The sequence below is a fragment of the Pseudomonas sp. R84 genome (assembly GCF_009834515.1).
Lineage (GTDB): Bacteria > Pseudomonadota > Gammaproteobacteria > Pseudomonadales > Pseudomonadaceae > Aquipseudomonas.
This window is the reverse complement of sequence record NZ_CP019426.1, coordinates 4,973,633-4,991,099: the sequence shown is the minus strand read 5'-3', so window position 1 is coordinate 4,991,099 and position 17,467 is coordinate 4,973,633. Positions and strand designations below refer to the sequence as shown.

Annotated in this window: 17 protein-coding genes; 11 read left to right on the top strand and 6 right to left on the bottom strand. The window is 58.3% G+C overall.

The window, feature by feature from the left end; translation table 11 throughout:
• Window positions 1-88: 88 nt before the first annotated feature.
• Together PspR84_RS22125 and def are read left to right on the top strand one after the other, a co-directional pair.
• Window positions 89-1,039 carry a YihY/virulence factor BrkB family protein gene (locus PspR84_RS22125; protein WP_077574243.1) on the top strand — a complete coding sequence of 317 codons (951 nt, stop codon included), beginning with the start codon at window positions 89-91 and terminating at the stop codon, window positions 1,037-1,039.
• Window positions 1,040-1,041: 2 nt separating this feature from the next.
• Window positions 1,042-1,581, top strand: a complete 540-nt coding sequence (def, locus tag PspR84_RS22120; RefSeq protein WP_160059144.1) for a peptide deformylase — start codon at window positions 1,042-1,044, stop codon at window positions 1,579-1,581.
• A 123-nt stretch (window positions 1,582-1,704) separates the two neighbouring features.
• Here the strand turns inward: def and PspR84_RS22115 are convergent, their stop codons facing one another.
• Window positions 1,705-2,121, bottom strand: coding sequence for a GNAT family N-acetyltransferase (locus tag PspR84_RS22115; protein ID WP_160059143.1), 417 nt, complete (start codon window positions 2,119-2,121; stop codon window positions 1,705-1,707).
• Between the two features lie 325 nt (window positions 2,122-2,446).
• Here PspR84_RS22115 and PspR84_RS22110 point away from each other — a divergent pair, with 325 nt between their 5' ends.
• The 5 genes from PspR84_RS22110 (at window position 2,447) to PspR84_RS22090 (ending at window position 7,931) form a co-directional block, all read left to right on the top strand.
• Entirely contained in the window at window positions 2,447-3,388 is a 942-nt protein-coding gene (locus tag PspR84_RS22110) for a fatty acid desaturase (protein WP_160059142.1), read from the top strand.
• 137 nt (window positions 3,389-3,525) lie between these two features.
• Entirely contained in the window at window positions 3,526-4,317 is a 792-nt protein-coding gene (locus PspR84_RS22105) for a PhnD/SsuA/transferrin family substrate-binding protein (protein WP_160059141.1), read from the top strand.
• A 189-nt stretch (window positions 4,318-4,506) separates the two neighbouring features.
• Entirely contained in the window at window positions 4,507-5,034 is a 528-nt protein-coding gene (locus PspR84_RS22100) for a sigma-70 family RNA polymerase sigma factor (protein WP_160059140.1), read from the top strand.
• The gene (locus PspR84_RS22095; protein ID WP_160059139.1) at window positions 5,031-6,044 is read left to right on the top strand and encodes an ABC transporter substrate-binding protein; all 1,014 of its coding nucleotides are present in this window, start codon (window positions 5,031-5,033) and stop codon (window positions 6,042-6,044) included. The genes PspR84_RS22100 and PspR84_RS22095 overlap by 4 nt, the downstream gene beginning before the upstream one ends.
• Window positions 6,045-6,611: 567 nt before the next feature.
• Window positions 6,612-7,931 (top strand): PAS domain-containing methyl-accepting chemotaxis protein, encoded by a 1,320-nt coding sequence (locus tag PspR84_RS22090; protein ID WP_160059138.1) that lies wholly within the window; start codon window positions 6,612-6,614, stop codon window positions 7,929-7,931.
• 132 nt (window positions 7,932-8,063) lie between these two features.
• Here PspR84_RS22090 and PspR84_RS22085 read toward each other — a convergent pair whose 3' ends face one another.
• The 3 genes from PspR84_RS22085 to PspR84_RS22075 all read right to left on the bottom strand — a co-directional run bounded on the left by PspR84_RS22085 (window position 8,064) and on the right by PspR84_RS22075 (window position 10,761).
• Window positions 8,064-8,609, bottom strand: coding sequence for a hypothetical protein (locus PspR84_RS22085; protein ID WP_160060129.1), 546 nt, complete (start codon window positions 8,607-8,609; stop codon window positions 8,064-8,066).
• A gap of 154 nt (window positions 8,610-8,763) precedes the next feature.
• On the bottom strand, window positions 8,764-10,194 hold the full coding sequence (locus tag PspR84_RS22080; RefSeq protein ID WP_160059137.1) for an MFS transporter: 1,431 nt from the start codon (window positions 10,192-10,194) through the stop codon (window positions 8,764-8,766).
• 126 nt (window positions 10,195-10,320) lie between these two features.
• Window positions 10,321-10,761, bottom strand: a complete 441-nt coding sequence (locus tag PspR84_RS22075; protein ID WP_160059136.1) for a PACE efflux transporter — start codon at window positions 10,759-10,761, stop codon at window positions 10,321-10,323.
• A gap of 123 nt (window positions 10,762-10,884) precedes the next feature.
• Here PspR84_RS22075 and PspR84_RS22070 point away from each other — a divergent pair, with 123 nt between their 5' ends.
• Complete coding sequence (locus PspR84_RS22070; RefSeq protein WP_160059135.1) at window positions 10,885-11,757, top strand: LysR family transcriptional regulator; 873 nt, start codon at window positions 10,885-10,887, stop codon at window positions 11,755-11,757.
• A 250-nt stretch (window positions 11,758-12,007) separates the two neighbouring features.
• On the opposite strand, the gene PspR84_RS22065 is transcribed toward PspR84_RS22070, so the two are convergent.
• Window positions 12,008-13,039 carry a LacI family DNA-binding transcriptional regulator gene (locus PspR84_RS22065; protein ID WP_160059134.1) on the bottom strand — a complete coding sequence of 344 codons (1,032 nt, stop codon included), beginning with the start codon at window positions 13,037-13,039 and terminating at the stop codon, window positions 12,008-12,010.
• A gap of 215 nt (window positions 13,040-13,254) precedes the next feature.
• Here PspR84_RS22065 and PspR84_RS22060 point away from each other — a divergent pair, with 215 nt between their 5' ends.
• Both PspR84_RS22060 and PspR84_RS22055 read left to right on the top strand, forming a co-directional pair.
• Window positions 13,255-13,788 (top strand): gluconokinase, encoded by a 534-nt coding sequence (locus tag PspR84_RS22060; protein WP_160059133.1) that lies wholly within the window; start codon window positions 13,255-13,257, stop codon window positions 13,786-13,788.
• 82 nt (window positions 13,789-13,870) lie between these two features.
• Window positions 13,871-15,226, top strand: a complete 1,356-nt coding sequence (locus tag PspR84_RS22055; protein ID WP_008082018.1) for a GntP family permease — start codon at window positions 13,871-13,873, stop codon at window positions 15,224-15,226.
• Between the two features lie 176 nt (window positions 15,227-15,402).
• Here PspR84_RS22055 and alaC read toward each other — a convergent pair whose 3' ends face one another.
• Complete coding sequence (alaC, locus tag PspR84_RS22050; protein ID WP_077574233.1) at window positions 15,403-16,620, bottom strand: alanine transaminase; 1,218 nt, start codon at window positions 16,618-16,620, stop codon at window positions 15,403-15,405.
• 139 nt (window positions 16,621-16,759) lie between these two features.
• Between alaC and PspR84_RS22045 the strand changes: the two genes are divergently transcribed.
• On the top strand, window positions 16,760-17,422 hold the full coding sequence (locus tag PspR84_RS22045; RefSeq protein ID WP_160059132.1) for a LysE family transporter: 663 nt from the start codon (window positions 16,760-16,762) through the stop codon (window positions 17,420-17,422).
• The last annotated feature ends 45 nt before the right edge of the window (window positions 17,423-17,467 follow it).

Below are 17,467 nucleotides of genomic sequence, written 5' to 3'. Positions count from 1 at the left end.
GAGGTTCGCCAAACAGGCTAACGTGATGTAAAAAACGGCCCCTGAGTCGCCACGACTTCAACCTGTATTGCGGCGAAAGGAGACGCGAATGATTTTTCCGGACATGAAAGGTCTGCCCCTGCACCGGGTGATGGTGCGCACAGTCACTGAATTCGTCGACGACGAGATGTCGACCTACGCTTCGGCACTGGCCTACCAGATGCTGTTCTCGCTGTTCCCGTTCATTCTGTTTCTGATCGCCCTGATCGGTTTCCTGCACTTGCCGGACTTCTTTTCGTGGCTGCGTCTGCAATCGGAACTGGTCCTGCCACCGCAGGCGCTGGAGCAGGTCAATCCGGTGATTGACCAGTTGCAGCAGTCCAAGGGCGGCCTGCTTTCCGTCGGTATCGTTATCGCCCTGTACACCGCCTCCGCAGGCGTGCGCTTGATGATGAGTGCGATGAACGCGGCGTACGACGTGGTCGAAGGCCGACCGGTCTGGAAGCGCTTCCCATTGTCGATTGTCTACACCGTCGGCATCGCCGGCATGCTGCTGGTGGCCGCCGCGCTGATGGTGCTCGGGCCGCAGGTGATGGGCTGGATCGCCGCGCAAGTGGGACTGGAAGACTTCATCGTCACCGTTTGGACCATCGCACGCTGGCCGGTGATCGTGATTCTGATGATGGTCGCCGTGGCACTGATTTACTACGTGATGCCCGACGTCAAACAGGAATTCCGCTTTATCACCCCAGGTTCGGTATTGGCGGTGGTGGTGTGGATCATCGCTTCGTTGGGTTTCGCCTTCTACGTGAAAACCTTCGCCAACTACAACGCGATGTATGGCAGCATCGGCGCAATCATCGTGCTCTTGCTGTATTTCTACATCTCCGCCGCGGTGTTGCTGCTGGGAGCGGAAATGAACGCGGTGATCGAGCACATGTCCAGCGAGGGCAAGGATGCGGGTGAGAAAGTCCCCGGCGAACTCGATGAACATCCCAAACAACACGTCTCGGGCCTGGGCCGCGATCATTCGCTCAAGCCGGACACTGACGAAGTCTGATCATGATTCGTGAAATTCTGAAAATGGGCGACGAGCGCCTGCTGCGCATTGCTCCGCCCGTGCCGGCGGAAATGTTCGACAGCCCTGAGCTGTGGCAACTGATCGACGATATGTTCCAGACCATGGAAAGCGTCGGTGGCGTTGGCCTGGCTGCGCCGCAGATCGGTGTCGATCTGCAATTGGTGATCTTTGGTTTCGAGCACAGCGAGCGTTATCCGGACGCTGAAGCGGTGCCGCAGACGATCCTGATCAATCCGTTGATCACCCCGCTGAGTCCGCTGACGGAAGAGGGCTTTGAAGGCTGTCTGTCGGTCCCGGGTTTGCGCGGTGCCGTGGATCGTTATCAGCAGATTCGCTACGAAGGGTTTGATCCGAAAGGTGAACCGGTTGTGCGCATCGCTTCAGGTTTTCACGCACGCGTTGTGCAGCACGAACGTGATCACCTGATCGGCCGGCTGTACCCGTCGCGCATCACCGATTTCAGCAAGTTCGGTTTTACCGAAGTGATGTTCCCCGACCTCGATCCCGCAGCAGACGACTAATCCCCGAGAACACCACAATCCCCTTGTAGGAGTGAGCCTGCTCGCGATAGCGGTATGTCAGTCACCGAAAATGTCACTGACATACCGCTATCGCGAGCAGGCTCACTCCTACAGGGTTTTGCATCAGATTGACGGTCTCAGTTCCATCGCAATCATCGGCTTGCTCCGCGCATACCGGCTCAAGCGCTCCGCCATCGCCTGGGGCAGCGCCGGGTCGAAGGTGAATCCGCGCCGTTCGTAAAACTCACGCAAATCCGGATGACAGAACAGCCACACCGGCTCGCTCACATCCTGCACTGCCGCTGCGATCAGCTGTGCGGCAACGCCCTGTTCACGACACCCCGGATCCACAAACAGCCCGGTCAACCATTGCCCGCCGGACACCGGCCGCAAGCACAACGCGCCCACAATCTCTCCGCGCCGCGCGACCCACAATTGCGCATCGCGAACGGCTTTCATAGAGGACTGGTGGCTGCGGTAAAACTTGTTCATCAACGGCCAAAGCGACTCGTCGAGCAGGCTGTATCGGGTGTCGGGCATGGGATCGGACTGTCGGTGGGCAAAGCGCCGATTATAAAAGAACGCACGGCTCTGGATAGGTGTATACCTGACCTCACATCCCCTGTGAGTGGAGTAGGCATCATGTCCAAAGGTATGGATTCAAAGAAAGCCGCGAAGAAGAAACCGGCCAAGACCGCGATTGAAAAACGCGCAGAGAAGAAAGCCAAAAAGGTCGACATCTTCGGTCACTGATAACGCCTTTCCGGAGCCCGGTTCTCGGGCTCCCGCCTGCATCCAAAAATAATCTGCAAGATTGCACCGCGTCCTTGCACAGAAGGGGATGAATCCCGTTCCGAGCAATGCCATGTCCCATTACTTCGACGCCGCCCATCGTAAGCAGATCGAAACCCTGCGCCAACGCGTCACCGCCCGTACCGAGTGGCCGACCTGGCTGTTGCTGATCGGCGTCTATGCTGGCTGGTTCGCCATTGTGCTCAACAGTCACTGGCTGGGCCGTGCCTTGAGCACGCTGTTGCTGATCCCGCTGGTGGTATTGTGGCTGTCGGTGCAGCACGAGTTGCTGCACGGCCATCCGACACGCTGGGTGCGCTTCAACAAGATCCTTGGCTATGCGCCTTTTGCCGTGTGGTATCCGTACACGCTGTATCGCGACAGCCATTTGCTGCATCACCGCGATGAGGATCTGACCGTGCCCGGCGTCGATCCGGAAAGCCGTTACCTCACCCGCGCCGGCTGGCAGGGCAGTTCGCTGTTCGAACGCTGCCTGCACTGGTTGAACAAAACCGTGCTCGGACGCTTCGTGATCGGCGCACCGCTGGCGCTGATGGCGCTGGCCAAAGAAGAGTTGCTCCGGCTGAAGAATGGCGAACGCCAAGCCTGGTTGATGTGGCTGACCCACGGCCTGTTCACGTTACTGATGCTGTGGTTCATCGCCCGTTTCAGCGCGCTGCCGGTCTGGCATTACCTGCTGCTGATCAGCGTGCCGGCGCTGTCGATCGCGATGATCCGCTCCTATTATGAACATCGCCCACACGCGCAGCCTGAGCAGCGCACGGTGTTGAACGAAGCGGGTTGGCCGTGGCGCTGGTTGTTCCTGAATCTGAATTTTCATCTGGTGCATCACGACTTGCCCAAGCTTGCGTGGTACGACTTGCCCACGGTTTACCGGATGCATCGCGAGCAATGGATTGCGCGCAGTGGCGGGTTTCTGGTCCAAGGGTATGGCGAGTTCTGGCGACGCAATGGCTTCAAGCCGATCGACAGTCCAGAGCATCCTTACCACTGACCCAAGAACACCGCAACCCCTGTAGGAGTGAGCCTGCTCGCGATAGCGGTGTGTCAGGCACTGAAGATGTCACTGATGCACCGCTATCGCGAGCAGGCTCACTCCTACATTGGATTTGTGTTTACCGGGAAAAATGTATGACCCAACACCACGCCGAACTCCTGATGTACATCGCCCCCGAGCCAATCCGCGCGGCGAATGAGCGCTGGATTGCGCGCATTCTCGAGCAACTTGGCCACACTCGCCTGAGTGCTGAAGGCCTGTCACTGCGAGAACTCTGGTTATCCCCCGATCTGCTGCTCACGCAGACCTGCGGTTACCCGCTGATGACTGCATTGCGCGGACAAGTGCGCATCGTCGGCCGCCCACGCTACGAACTGCCCGACGCCAGCGCTGGCAATCATTGCAGCCTGATCCTTAACCGGGTTCATGACCCACGCAAAACCTTGGCGGAGTTCCGCGACAGGCGCGGGGTGATCAACAGTGAGGACTCCAACAGTGGCATGAACCTGCTGCGTCAGCGCTTGGCGCCACTGAATCAGGACGGACAATTCTTTGCCTCGGTCGGCATCAGCGGCGGCCATCGCGAGAGCCTGCGCTGGTTGCGCGAAAACCGCGCCGATCTTGCTGCCATCGACAGCGTCACCTGCGCCTATCTGGCGCAACATGCGCCGGAAGAAGTCAGTGCCTTGCGGGTGATAGCGCGCAGTGCGTGGAGTCCGACCTTGCCGTTCATTACGGTAGGTAGCGCTACGGATGAGCAGATCGAGCAGCTCCGACAGGTAATGAATGAAACCTTGCGCGAACTCCCTGATGTCGCACAGACCTTGGGATTGCCTGAGGTGATTGCGGCCAGTGAGCGCGATTATCAAATCCTGCTCGATTATCAGCGCGAGGCTGAAGAACTTGGCTATGGCCGCTTGCGCTAAAGATCGCAGCCTCCGGCAGCTCCTACAGGGGATCAGTGTAGGAGCTGCCGAAGGCTGCGATCTTTTGTTTTTATATTTCAGAATAGAATATAAAAATGAAATATAAGTATTTTTAAAGAATAAGGCGCCTTGCTACGATCGCGCCACCGGAACACCGGACATTCAGCGACCCCTCATCAAGGAGCCCCTATGTCCGGCGCCGAGCTTTCCCATCGTCACACCGTGGACAGTCTGTTTCGCGCCCACTATCGCTGGCTCTGTGCTTATCTGCGCGGTCATCTGCACGACGCGGCCGGCAGCGAAGACATCGCCGCCGAAACCTTCGCCCAATTGCTTGAAGCCCCGGCACTGAGGGCCATCCGCGAACCTCGCGCCTTGCTGACGACTATCGCCCAGCGTCTGCTCTATCAACGCTGGCGGCGCGGTGATCTGGAGCGTCGTCATCGCCAGCAACTCGATGTCGATTACGCCGTCTCGCCTGAAGACCTGGTCACGCTATCGCAAACCCTCAACTGCCTCGATCACAGCTTGCAGCGCCTGCCCGACAAAGTCCGCACGACGTTTCTACTCGCGCGCATCGACGGCCTGACCTACCCGCAAATCGCCGCCGAACTGGGCATCTCCCAGCGGTCGGTCAGCGAGTACATGAACCGTTCCCAAGCGCTGTGCGATCGCCACAGCGCCAACCAATCCCTGCAAGACAAGAGGTCCGCATGAGATCGATCAAAACCCTGCTCGGCACTTCGTTGCTGGCGTTGAGCCTGAGTGTCGGCGCTGTTTCGGCGACGGAAAAAAACGCGCCGATCCACTTCGGCGATATCACTTGGGAAAGCGGCAGTTTCATCACCGAAGTGCTGCGTCTGATCGTAGAAAAAGGCTACGGCTACTCGACCGACACTTTGCCCGGCAGCACGGTCAGCCTTGAGGCCGCGCTGGCGAAAAACGATATTCAGGTGATCGGAGAAGAATGGGCCGGGCGCAGTCCAGCGTGGGTCAAAGCGGCCGCCGAAGGCAAGGTGTTCGGTTTGGGCGACACGGTCAAAGGCGCAACCGAAGGCTGGTGGGTGCCGGAGTATGTGATCAAGGGCGACCCCGAGCGGGGCATCAAAGCGTTGGCGCCGGAGTTGAAATCGGTGGCGGACCTGCCGCGCTACAAAGACGTATTCCGCGACCCGGAAGATCCAACTCGCGGACGCTTCCTTAACAGCCCGACCGGTTGGACCTCGGAGATCGTCAACAGCCAGAAGCTCAAGGCCTATGCGCTGAACGACAGCTTCGTGAATTTCCGCACCGGTTCCGGCGCGGCACTGGATGCCGAGGTGGCATCGTCGATCAAACGCGGTAAACCGGTGTTGTTCTACTACTGGTCACCGACGCCGCTGCTGGGGCGATTCAAACTGGTGAAACTGGAAGAACCGCCGTTCGATGCCGAGGCCTGGAAGACGTTGGCCGATGCCAATAACCCAAACCCCAAAGGCACCCGCTCGATGCCGGCGAGCCTGGCGATTGGCGTATCGGCGCCGTTCAAGGCGCAGTATCCGGAGTTGGTGGCGTTCTTCGAGAAAGTCGATTTGCCGATTGATCTGTTGAACCAGACTTTGGCGGGGATGAGTGAAAAACGTTTGCAGCCGAGGTTGGTGGCGGAAGCGTTTTTGCGTGATCAGCCGCAGGTCTGGAAGCCTTGGGTGCCTGCGGAGGTGGCGACCAAGGTGACTGGAAGTTTGTAAGTCGTTTCTGTCGTTTTTGTAGCGCTATAACTTTTGCCTTCGCGAGCAGGCTCGCTCCCACAGGGGGAATGCGTTCCAAAGGTGGGAGCGAGCCTGCTCGCGAAAGCGTCCGCCTCGCCGACGATTCTCCCCGCGCTGAACCGTTTCTTGTGCAAAAAGTGCCAGATACTGGCCGACTAATGGCCTTGCGCAGGTCTTTGCACTGGCTATGCTTCTCGTAACTAACTATGTCGACCGTCATGTCAAAACATGGCTGAAACACATCGTTGGTCCGTGAATTCATGCTGCCAGAGTGCGCAACCCAAGGCACCGACACTGAACCAACAAGGAGCGTCGCTTACATGGAAGTTCTTCAACGCGTTAGGGCTGGCCCGCTTGCGGGCTATCAAGAGAAGGATGTCTTGATTAGAGCGTCGCTGCATGGACTCTCCGATTGATCATCATTTATCACCTGACAACTTCCTCCCGTGGAGGAATGCGTGTGCCTGTTCTGTGGAACGTAGTGGTGGATCTTGAAAGAACTGAACTTTCATCAAATCAAAAGTCCGCGCGGAAGGTGATACAACCATGTTCAACCTACATCACAAGGCTGACCTGCAGCAGATCGAGCGATTCAGCTGCGCCTTGACCGAGGCCAACGCCAAGCTGGAAGCGATCAGCCGTTCGATGGCAATGATCGAGTTCACCCCTGACGGCATTGTTCTGGATGCCAACGAAAACTTCTGCAAGACCATGGGCTACAGCGCCGATGAAGTGCGTGGTAAACATCATCGGGTGTTTTGTGAAGAGGTGTTCTACCGCAGTGAGGAATACGCAAAGCTGTGGCGTGACCTGGCCCGTGGTGAACCGATCAGCGGGACTTTCCTGCGTTTGAACAAGGCCGGCAGGGAAGTCTGGCTCGAAGCCAGTTACATGCCGGTATATGGCCCGGACAAGCAAGTCAGAAGTGTGATCAAAGTGGCGGCGGACATCACCGCGCGGATCAACAAGGAACACGAAGAAGAAAGCATGCTGGCCGCGATTGGTCGCTCGATGGCGGTGATCGAGTTCACCCCGGAAGGCAATGTCATTACCGCCAACGACAACTTCCTCAAGACCATGCAGTACTCGCTCAACGAAATCGTCGGCCATCATCACAGCCTGTTCTGCCATCGCGCCGAAGCCGAGTCCTCGCAATACAAGGCATTCTGGGCCTCGCTCAATCGCGGCGAATATCACTCGCATCGTTTCGAGCGCAAGAACAAGTCCGGACACATGGTCTATCTGGAAGCGTCGTACAACCCACTGTTCGACGCCAAGGGCCGTCTGTACAAAGTGGTGAAATTCGCCAGCGACATCACCCATCAGATGACTACGTTGCAGAACGCTGCGGAATCGGCCCACAGCACCTCGGTACAAAACGACGCCTGCGCACAAAAAGGCTCACAGGTCGTGCAGCAAACGGTGCAGATCATTCAGGACATTTCCCGCGACCTCAACGAAGCTGCGTCCAGTATTGATGCGGTCAGCAAACAATCGGACATCATCGGCACCATCGTGCAGACCATTCGCGGGATTGCCGATCAGACCAACTTGTTGGCACTTAACGCTGCAATTGAAGCGGCGCGGGCCGGTGAACATGGGCGTGGCTTTGCGGTGGTCGCGGATGAGGTGCGTAGCCTCGCGGCGCGGACCAGTCAGGCGACGCTGGAAATTGTCGAGGTGGTGCGCAAGAACCATGACCTGTCGTTGAGTGCGGTGTCGAGCATGCAGTCGAGTTTGAGCCGTACCGGGATCGGGGTTGAGTTGGCGAATGAGGCGGGGGAGGTGATTCTGGAGATCCAGCAAGGATCGCGGCATGTGGTGGATGCGATCAGCCAGTTCAATGAAACCCTGCAACTGAACTGACGCCGATCAACCAAAACATTGTGGGAGCGAGCCTGCTCGCGAAGGCGATGGAACATTCAACATCCACGTTGATTGGTTCACCGCCTTCGCGAGCGGGCTCGCTCCCACATTTGATTTCAGGCGACCTGGAAATCAGAGCGCAGCAAGAAACTTGTCCGCCTGCTTGTCGCTGTCCTTCACATCGTTGTCTTTCTCAGCCTGCGCCAACTTCATCTTGTCCTGCAAACGCTCGGCGATCTCCTTGCCGACGGCCAGTTGTTTCTCCGGCGGCATGGCTTTGATGTCATCTTCGGTCAGCCCCATCGACTGCAGGATACTGTCGCGCAGACGCTGTTCCGGCGTCTTGCTCATGTAGTCCTTGAATTCGTCGGTGGCGGATTTTGCCGAGGCGCTGGTGGCATCGGTCGATTGCAGGCCCACGCGCGTTTTGGCGAAAGCTTCGTCGACGTTGTCGCTGATGCGCGAGGCTTCGCTGACTTGCTGGGTGGCGATCTGCGTGGCCGAGTCCTGCACCTTGGCAGTGGCTTCAGCGGTTTGCGCCTGGGTCTGGTTTTGCAGGGTTTGCAGCATGGCGCCGTGCAGGCCACCTTGCAGACCGGCGGCTGCCGTGGTGGTGGCATCTTCATTCAGCGCTTTGGGCAGGTGAATGATTTGCTGTTGTTTGGCACTGATCAACATGATGTGCAGACCTGTCGGTAATTGCTGACTGGCGTAGCAGAGCAATTACTGTGCCTTCTGAATAAATCCTTTTATTTCAACGGATTGATCATTGATCAGGTCTTCGTAGCGGTCATCCCTTGCCGATAAGCGGCAGAGGATGACCGCTGCGCCGTCAGCGATGCGCAATATTCTCCAGTGCCAGATTGCGTGTGCGCGGGCCGAACCAGCCGATGGTCAGCATCACGATCAGCATGCTGCTGACGATGAATGCCAACACTCCCGGCGTGCCGAAATTATCCAGGAACATCCCGATCAGCAAACTGCTGAACACCGTCGACAAACGACTGAAGGAATAACAGAAGCCGACGGCGCGGGCGCGAATGTTGGTCGGAAACAGTTCGCTCTGGTACGAGTGATAGCTGAAGCTCAACCAGGCATTGCAGAACGTGATCATCACCCCGCAGAAGATCAGCCCGAACGCACTGGTCTGTAGCGCGAACAAGGTGCCGAAGGTCATTGCGCCGAGGGCTGAGCCGACGATCTGCCACTTGTTCTCGAAGCGGTTGGCGAACTTCACGAACAGCAACGGCCCGAGCGGGTAGGCGAGGGTGATGATGAACGCATACATCAAGCTGTGGGTAACGCTGACACCCTGACCGGACAGCAGCGCCGGCAGCCAGTTGCCGAAGCCGAAGAAACCGATTGCCTGGAAGATGTGGAAGACGATCAACATCAACGCGCGACGGCGATAGGGCGGTTGCCAGATATCGGCGAAACGGCCCTTGCCTTCGACGTCGACCGGTACCGTTTCGGGCACGTCCAGTGGCTTGCCGTGATCCTTCTCGCATCGTGCTTCAATGCCATCGAGAATCCGGTTGGCTTCCTCAAAGCGGCCTTGCTGCGCGAGCCAGCGCGGCGATTCCGGCAGACGTTTGCGCAGCCACCAGATAAACAGCGCAAACACCGCGCTGGCCAACACCACCCAACGCCAGCCAGATACCCCGAACGGCGCTTGCGGCACTAGCCACCACGACATCAGTGCCACCGCCGGCACCGAGAGGAACTGCACGAAAAACGCGAAGGCAAACGCCGAACTGCGCATGCGTTTGGGTACCAGCTCCGAGAGGTAGGCGTCGATGGTCACTAGCTCGATGCCCAGGCCGATGCCGACCAGAAAGCGCATGCAGATGATGCCCGGTGCCGAACTCTGAATCCCCATTAACACCGTCGCCACCGTGTACCAGACCAGGGCGAAGGTGAAGATCGCGCGACGACCGAAGCGGTCCGCCAACGGGCTCAGCAGGCTGGCGCCGAGGAACAGGCCGAGGAATGTTGCCGAGGCAAACGCCGCTTGATCGGAGAAACCGAACACACCCTGATTACCGGTGGCAAAGATGCCATCGCGAATCAGCCCGGGGCTGATGTAGGCGGTCTGGAACAGGTCGTAGAGTTCGAAAAAACCACCGATCGACAGCAGCGCCACCAAGCGCCAAATCGTCGCGACCGCCGGAAGGCGATCGATGCGGGCGGACACCTGAGCGGCGCGGATCGGGTCGATGCCGTCGCGTTGCGCGGCGGCGGGGGCAGAGGCGTGAGCAGTCATAGGCTGATCCTTTTTTTTTATTAATGGAAAAGCTTAGCCTGCTATCGGAGTTAACGTATTGTGAATATCGTTGATTAATCGGCTAATCCGCTGATTTCTAGCAATATCTGCTTACGAATTAACGATTTATGCCGCAGCCTCCGAATTCGGTAGCGCCGAGGCTGGCAGCCCGAAGATCCTGTCGAATAGCCAGTTGAAGGCAAACGTGTAGCACGGAATGAAAATGATCAACGCCAGATCCAGCAGAAACGCCTGCACCAGGCTGATGTTCATCCACCAGGCAATCAACGGAATCAGGAACACGATCAACGTCAGTTGAAAACCGACGGCGTGCGCAATGCGTCGTTTGACTGTGCGGGTGCGCGATTGCTGGCGACTTTCCCAGTGCTCGAACAGCGAGGTGTAAATGAAGTTCCAGGTGACGGCGATGGTGGTGATGATCACCGCCAGCGGCCCGGTGCTGCCCGGCGACGTGCCGGACAACAACGCCAGACCGAGGGCGGAGAAGGTCATGCCGATCACTTCGTAGAGCGACACATAGACCAGTTTGCGTTTAACGCCTTGCATGGGGGATTTGCCTCTTTCTTGCCGTTTGTTGGCCAGTGGGACTGGCGAAGGCGGCGAAAGATAGCTTCAATAGGGCTGACAGAAAAAGTCAGCTACTTTCAGTTCTATTGATAGGTGTTTGATGTGAATTTCAACAGCGACAGCATCGAGCTGTTTCTTGCCGTGATCGAGCGTGGCTCGTTTTCGGCGGCGGCGCGTGCATTAGGTCGGGTGCCCTCCGCCGTCAGTATGGGTATTGGCAACCTCGAGGCCGAACTCGGTTATCTGCTGTTCGACCGCAGCCATCGCGAACCGCAGCCCACGGCGATGGCGCTGTCACTGGTGCCGCACGCGCGGCTGATTGCCGAGCAGCTTAAACAGTTGCAAGTGCATGCCGTGGAGCTGTCGCTTGGGCTGGAGAGCAAATTGTCGATTGGCGTGGTTGCGGACATCGACCGAGGTCGTTTGCTGGCGGCGATCAAAGTGATCGCCGAGCGCCATCCATTGCTCGATATCGAAGTGCTGACTGCGCCGCAGGATGACGTGCTGGCAATGCTGCACAGCGGCCGCGTCAGCGTGTGTCTGGCGTTCGCCGGGTTGAGCATGAATGTGCTGGAGCGCTTTCAGTTTGTCGGCAGCGAACGGATGATCGCGACGCTGGCGGCGGACAGTCCGCTGTTGCAGGGGCAGGATGTGTTTCTCGAAGACCTGGTGCATGTGCGGCAGATCATCGTTGCCAGTCGCGACTTGCCGATCAGTGAAACGCGGCCGTTGGTGGCGGAGTCGTATTGGCGCACCGACAGTCTTGAGACGGCGATGGAGATGGTTGAGGCGGGATTGGGTTGGGGTAATTTTCCGTTGTCGGTGGTGCAGGCACGGTTGGACAACGGACGGCTGAAACGGCTGAATTTCCGCAACATCGAAAACGGTCTGGTGATGCCGGTGCATGCGGTGTGGCTCAAAAGCCAGCCACTACAGAAAGGCGCACTGGCCCTCGTCGACCTGCTCAGCCACTGAACATTGCGCAGATCCCCTGTAGGAGTGAGCCTGCTCGCGATAGCGGAGTGTCATTCAACACATGCATCGCCTGACACACCGCTATCGCGAGCAGGCTCACTCCTACAAGGGTTGTGTTTCAACTCAGCATTTGTGAGCACCACATAAAACTGTAGGAGCTGCCGAAGGCTGCGATCTTTTGATCTTGTTTTCAAGAGCAAAATCAAAAGATCGCAGCCTTCGACAGCTCCTACAGGGGATTGCGACAGTTTCAGGTACTTTCGCGAATCTTCAGTTCGAAGCCCATGTCTTCAACCGGGCGCGCCACGCTGTTACCGGCCATCAACGTCAGCATCTGCTCTGCCGCTCGCCGACCAATCGCTTCTCGCGGGGTGTTGATGCTGCTCAGGCGCGGCACCATGTGCTCGGACATCGGCAAGTCGTTGAAACCGAGAATCGCCACTTGTTCGGGAATCTTGATGCCGCTGCGCAATGCTTCCAGCAACGCTCCCTGCGCCAGGTCGTCGTTACCAAAGAAGATCGCATCAACATCCGGATGCGCCGCCAGCAACTGCAAAAACAACTCGCCGCCCAAGCCCACCGATGAAGAGCGAGGCGTCAGCACTTCCAGATCCGGGTCATAACGGCCGGCCTTCTGCAGTGCTTTGCGGAAACCTTCACCGCGCAACAACGTGCGCTGATCAAGCTGCGCGCCAATGTAAGCCAGACGCTTGCGCCCACGAGAGAGCAAATGCTCGGCCGCCGTTTCACCGGCACTGAGCTGCGAGAAGCCGACGCAATTTACCCCGGCGGCGCTGTCCAGTTCCATCATGTACACGCACGGGATATTGCTCGCCTCGATCATCCGCCGCGAACTTTCCGTGCGATCAAACCCGGTCAACAAGAAACCGCGCGGCTGATAAGCCATGTAGTTGCGCAGCAGGTTTTCTTCTTCATCGCGCGAGTAGTGGAAGTTGCCGATCAGCACTTCAAAGCCTTTGGGCGTGAGCACCCGATGAATGGCTTCCAGCGTATCGATGAACAGCAAGTTGGATAACGAAGGCACCAGAACCACAACCGAATGGCTCTGCGCCGAGGCCAACGCGCGGGCAGCAGGGTTCACTACGTAGTTGAGTTCACTGGCTGCTTTCTGCACTTTTTCCACCAGTTCGGTGGCGACCGTGCTGACCCCACGCAAGGCGCGGGAGGCGGTAATCGGGCTGACACCGGCCAGGCGGGCAACTTCATTCAGGGTGGGACGGCCGGTGGTGCGGGTATTTTTATCGTTTTTAGGGGTGGTCATCGACGGCTTGCCAAACAAAAATCAAGGCACTAAGGTAGCGCTGTCCTGATGCAGCTGTAAATGCGTAAGCGAGGTCCTGCCTGATCTTCGCTTTTTGGTGTCGGGAACAAACCTGCTGCAACCCAAAAAAACGACAAGAAGGCGTCGGCAACTTCTGCCTGTGCACTAGAGTCATAGCTAGCAAAGGTAGCGCTGTCTGCGCGCTGAGGTGTTATATGAGTCATCCCATCACCGCCCTGGTCATCATGGGCGTTGCCGGTTGCGGCAAGACGTGCGTCAGCGAGGCCCTGTGCCAATTGAGCGGCGCCACTGCCATTGAAGGCGATACTTTCCATCCGGCCGCGAACATCGACAAGATGAGCGCGGGGATCCCCCTGAACGACGACGACCGCGCCGGCTGGCTCGACAGCCTGTGCGATGAACTGCGTCGCGTCGATGCGTCGGGCAAACGCCCGGTGCTGACCTGCTCGGCCCTTAAACACAGTTATCGCGAAGTGTTGCGCAGTGCCTTGCCGGGCCTGGGCTTCGTGTTTCTTGAATTGACCCCTGAAGTTGCCGCTGAGCGTGTGTCCCATCGTCCGGGCCACTTCATGCCGGCCACGTTGATCGAAAGCCAGTTCGCCACCCTCGAATCGCCGAAGGGCGAGCCGTTGACCCTGGCCCTGAACGCTTCGATCCACAGCGTTGAAGAACTGGCGTCCCAGGCTCATGTCTGGTGGCAGGCCCACGGTCTGAAGCAGGCGGTATGAGTGTGTTGAAAGAGATAGCGCTGTCCTCCCGACTTCTGTTTAACCCGCTTTAATAACAACAACAATCCAGGAGACACCCCCAATGTTTGGCATGTCCCATGAGACGTTCCTGCTGCTCGATGCAGTGGTCACGGTAATCGGCCTGATTATCCTGATCACCAAATTCAAGATTCACCCGTTCATTTCCCTGACCATCGCCGCCGCGTTCCTCGGCCTGACGTCGGGCATGCCGATCGGCACCATCATCAAAGCGTTCCAGGACGGCTTCGGTGGCGTGCTCGGTTTCGTCGGCATCATCCTCGCGCTGGGCACCATGCTCGGCAAAATGATGGCCGAGTCGGGCGGGGCGGATCAGATCGCCCAGACCCTGATCCGTGCGTTCGGTAAAGACAAAGTCCAGTGGGCAATGATGTTCGCCGCGTTCCTGGTGGGCATTCCGCTGTTCTTCGAAATCGGCTTCGTATTGCTGATTCCGCTGGTGTTCATCGTTGCGCGTCGCACCGGTGTGTCGATCATCAAGATCGGTATCCCGCTGCTCGCCGGCCTGTCCGCTGTGCACGGTCTGGTGCCACCGCACCCGGGTCCGCTGCTGGCCATCGGTGTGTTCGGCGCTGACATCGGCAAGACCATTCTTTATGGTCTGATCGTTGCGCTGCCGACCGCCATCATTGCCGGCCCGATCTTCGGTACGTTCATCGCCAAGCACATTCCGGGTCACCCGAATCAGGAACTGGTCGATCAACTAGCCCGCGAAAATGACGACTCGACCACGCTGCCGAGCTTCAGCATCACCCTGATCACCGTGCTGCTGCCAGTGTTCCTGATGCTGCTGAAAACCTTCGCTGACGTCGCGCTGCCGGACGGTCACTTCTTCCGCACCTGGATGGACATGATCGGTCACCCGATCTCGGCGCTGCTGCTGGCATTGCTGCTGTCGCTGTACACCTTCGGCCACAAGCAGGGCATCGGTTCCCAGCAGATGCTCAAGTGGCTCGACGCGAGCCTGGCGCCAACCGCCGCGATCATTCTGATCATCGGTGCTGGTGGTGGCTTCAAGCAGATGCTGGTGACCAGCGGTGTGGGCGATGTGATCGGCCACATGGCGGTCAGCGCACAGATCTCGCCGATCCTGCTGGCGTGGCTGGTGGCAGCGGTGATCCGTATCGCGACCGGTTCGGCGACTGTGGCGACCATCACTGGCGCGGGCATTGTGGTGCCGGTGGTGGGGATGATTCCGGGCGTTAACCGTGAGCTGCTGGTACTGGCTACCGGTGCCGGTTCGTTGATTCTGTCGCACGTGAATGACGCCGGTTTCTGGCTGGTGAAGCAGTACTTCAACATGACCGTGGCCGAGACGTTCAAGACCTGGACGGCGATGGAAACCATCCTCTCGGTGGTTGCGTTGGGCTTTATCCTGCTGTTGTCGCTGTTCGTGTAAGCGCTTCTTGCAGACACAAAAAAACCGCAGCGATGCGGTTTTTTTGTGGGTGAAATTTCGAGGCCGGACACATTCCCTTGTAGGAGTGAGCCTGCTCGCGATAGCGGTGTGTCAGTGCCATTTACGGTGACTGACACACCGCTATCGCGAGCAGGCTCACTCCTACAGGTTTTGCGTTAGCCGCCAGTTTTTGCGACTAATCCATCGGCCCGGAACATCCCGCGAATCCCGCGCACCGCCTGACGAATCCGGTCCTGGTTTTCGATCAGCGCGAAGCGCACGTGATCGTCGCCGTACTCACCAAACCCCACTCCCGGCGAGACGCACACCTTGGCCTCGGCGAGCAGCTTCTTGGCGAATTCCAGCGAACCCAAATGCGCGTACTGCTCGGGAATCTTCGCCCAGACATACATCGACGCCTTCGGATTTTCGACCATCCAGCCCAGTTCATGCAGACCTTTGACCAGCACATTACGACGCTGACGATACTGCTCGGCGATGTCGCGCACACACTGCTGATCACCTTCCAGGGCGGCAATCGCCGCCACTTGCAGCGGGGTGAAGGTGCCGTAGTCGTGGTAGCTCTTGATCCGTGCGAGGGCGTTGACCAGTTCCGGATTACCGACCATGAAACCGATGCGCCAGCCGGCCATGTTGTAGCTCTTCGACAGGGTGAAAAACTCCACCGCGATGTCCTTGGCGCCCGGCACCTGCATGATCGATGGCGCTTTCCAGCCGTCGTAGACGATGTCGGCGTATGCCAGATCGTGAATCACCAGCACGTCGTACTGCTTGGCGAGGGCGATCACCCGTTCGAAGAAATCCAGTTCCACACACTGTGCAGTCGGGTTCGACGGGAAACCGAGGATCATCATTTTCGGCTTCGGAATCGAACCGCGAATGGCCCGTTCCAGTTCGTCGAAGAAGTCCACGCCCGGCACCAGCGGCACCGAACGCACCTGGGCGCCGGCAATCACCGCACCGTAGATGTGAATCGGGTAGCTCGGGTTTGGCACCAGCACGGTGTCGCCCTGATCGAGGGTCGCCAGCATCAAGTGCGCCAGGCCCTCCTTGGAACCGATGGTGACAATGGCTTCGCTTTCCGGGTCGATATCGACCTCGTAGCGCTGCTTGTACCAGTTGGAAATCGCCCGGCGCAGGCGCGGAATGCCCTTGGATGTGGAGTAGCCGTGGGTGTCTTCGCGTTGGGCAACTTGTACGAGTTTTTCGACAATGTGCGGCGGCGTAGCCCCGTCGGGGTTGCCCATGCTCAAGTCGATGATGTCTTCACCACGACGACGCGCGGCCATCTTCAGCTCGGCGGTGATGTTGAAAACGTAAGGGGGGAGTCGATCTATGCGCGCAAAGCGGCGCGGCGAACCTTGTTCAGCCATTGTTGCCTCGGATAACGTAAGCGCCCGGAACCGTCCGAGCGACGCTGGTCACTGCGGTGACCTGTGGCGGAAGATAAGGTCAGTGATGGCATACTGTCCAGCCCGTTTGTAAACAATTTTGTCCCAAGGAAATCGGTAGATGGAATTCACCAGCGGCTTCTTGCTGAGCCTTTCGCTGTGCCTGGATATCGGCGTGGCCAACATCGCAATGATCACGCTGGCGATGCAGCGCGGTTACTTTCAGGGCTTTGCGCTGGGCCTCGGCACTTGCGTCGGCGACCTGATCTACGCGGTGCTGGCGCTGGCCGGGATGACGGTTTTGCTGCAGTACGAAAGCGTGCGCTGGGTGCTGTGGATCGGTGGTTCGGCGCTGCTGATCTACTTTGCGGCGAAGATGATCTACTCGGCGATTCATCACGAAGCGCAACTGGCCGCGACCGCCGAGGTAGGGCAGAACTCCCATCGCAAGGAGTTCTTCCGGGGGATTTTTCTCGCGATGTCATCGCCAAGCGCGATTCTCTGGTTTGCAGCGGTCGGCGGCACCTTGATCGCGCGTTCCGGTGGCGGCGGCCCTTTGAGTTCGGCGCTGTTCCTTGGCGGTTTCCTCTGCGCCGGGCTGCTTTGGTCGGCAGGTTTATGCTTCGCCGCGAGCCACGGTGGCAAGCTGCTGGGCGACAAGCTATTGCGCTATTCCTACTTGGCATCTGCAGCGATCTTCTGCTATTTCGCAGTTTACGTGATCGTATCCGGCTATAACGAGTTTGTCGGTTCGGGCGCCGTCGAGCAGTTGCACACGCTGTAAGCGTGCGAATTGAGTTTGGCTTTCTATACTCCCAGCCGAATCCCT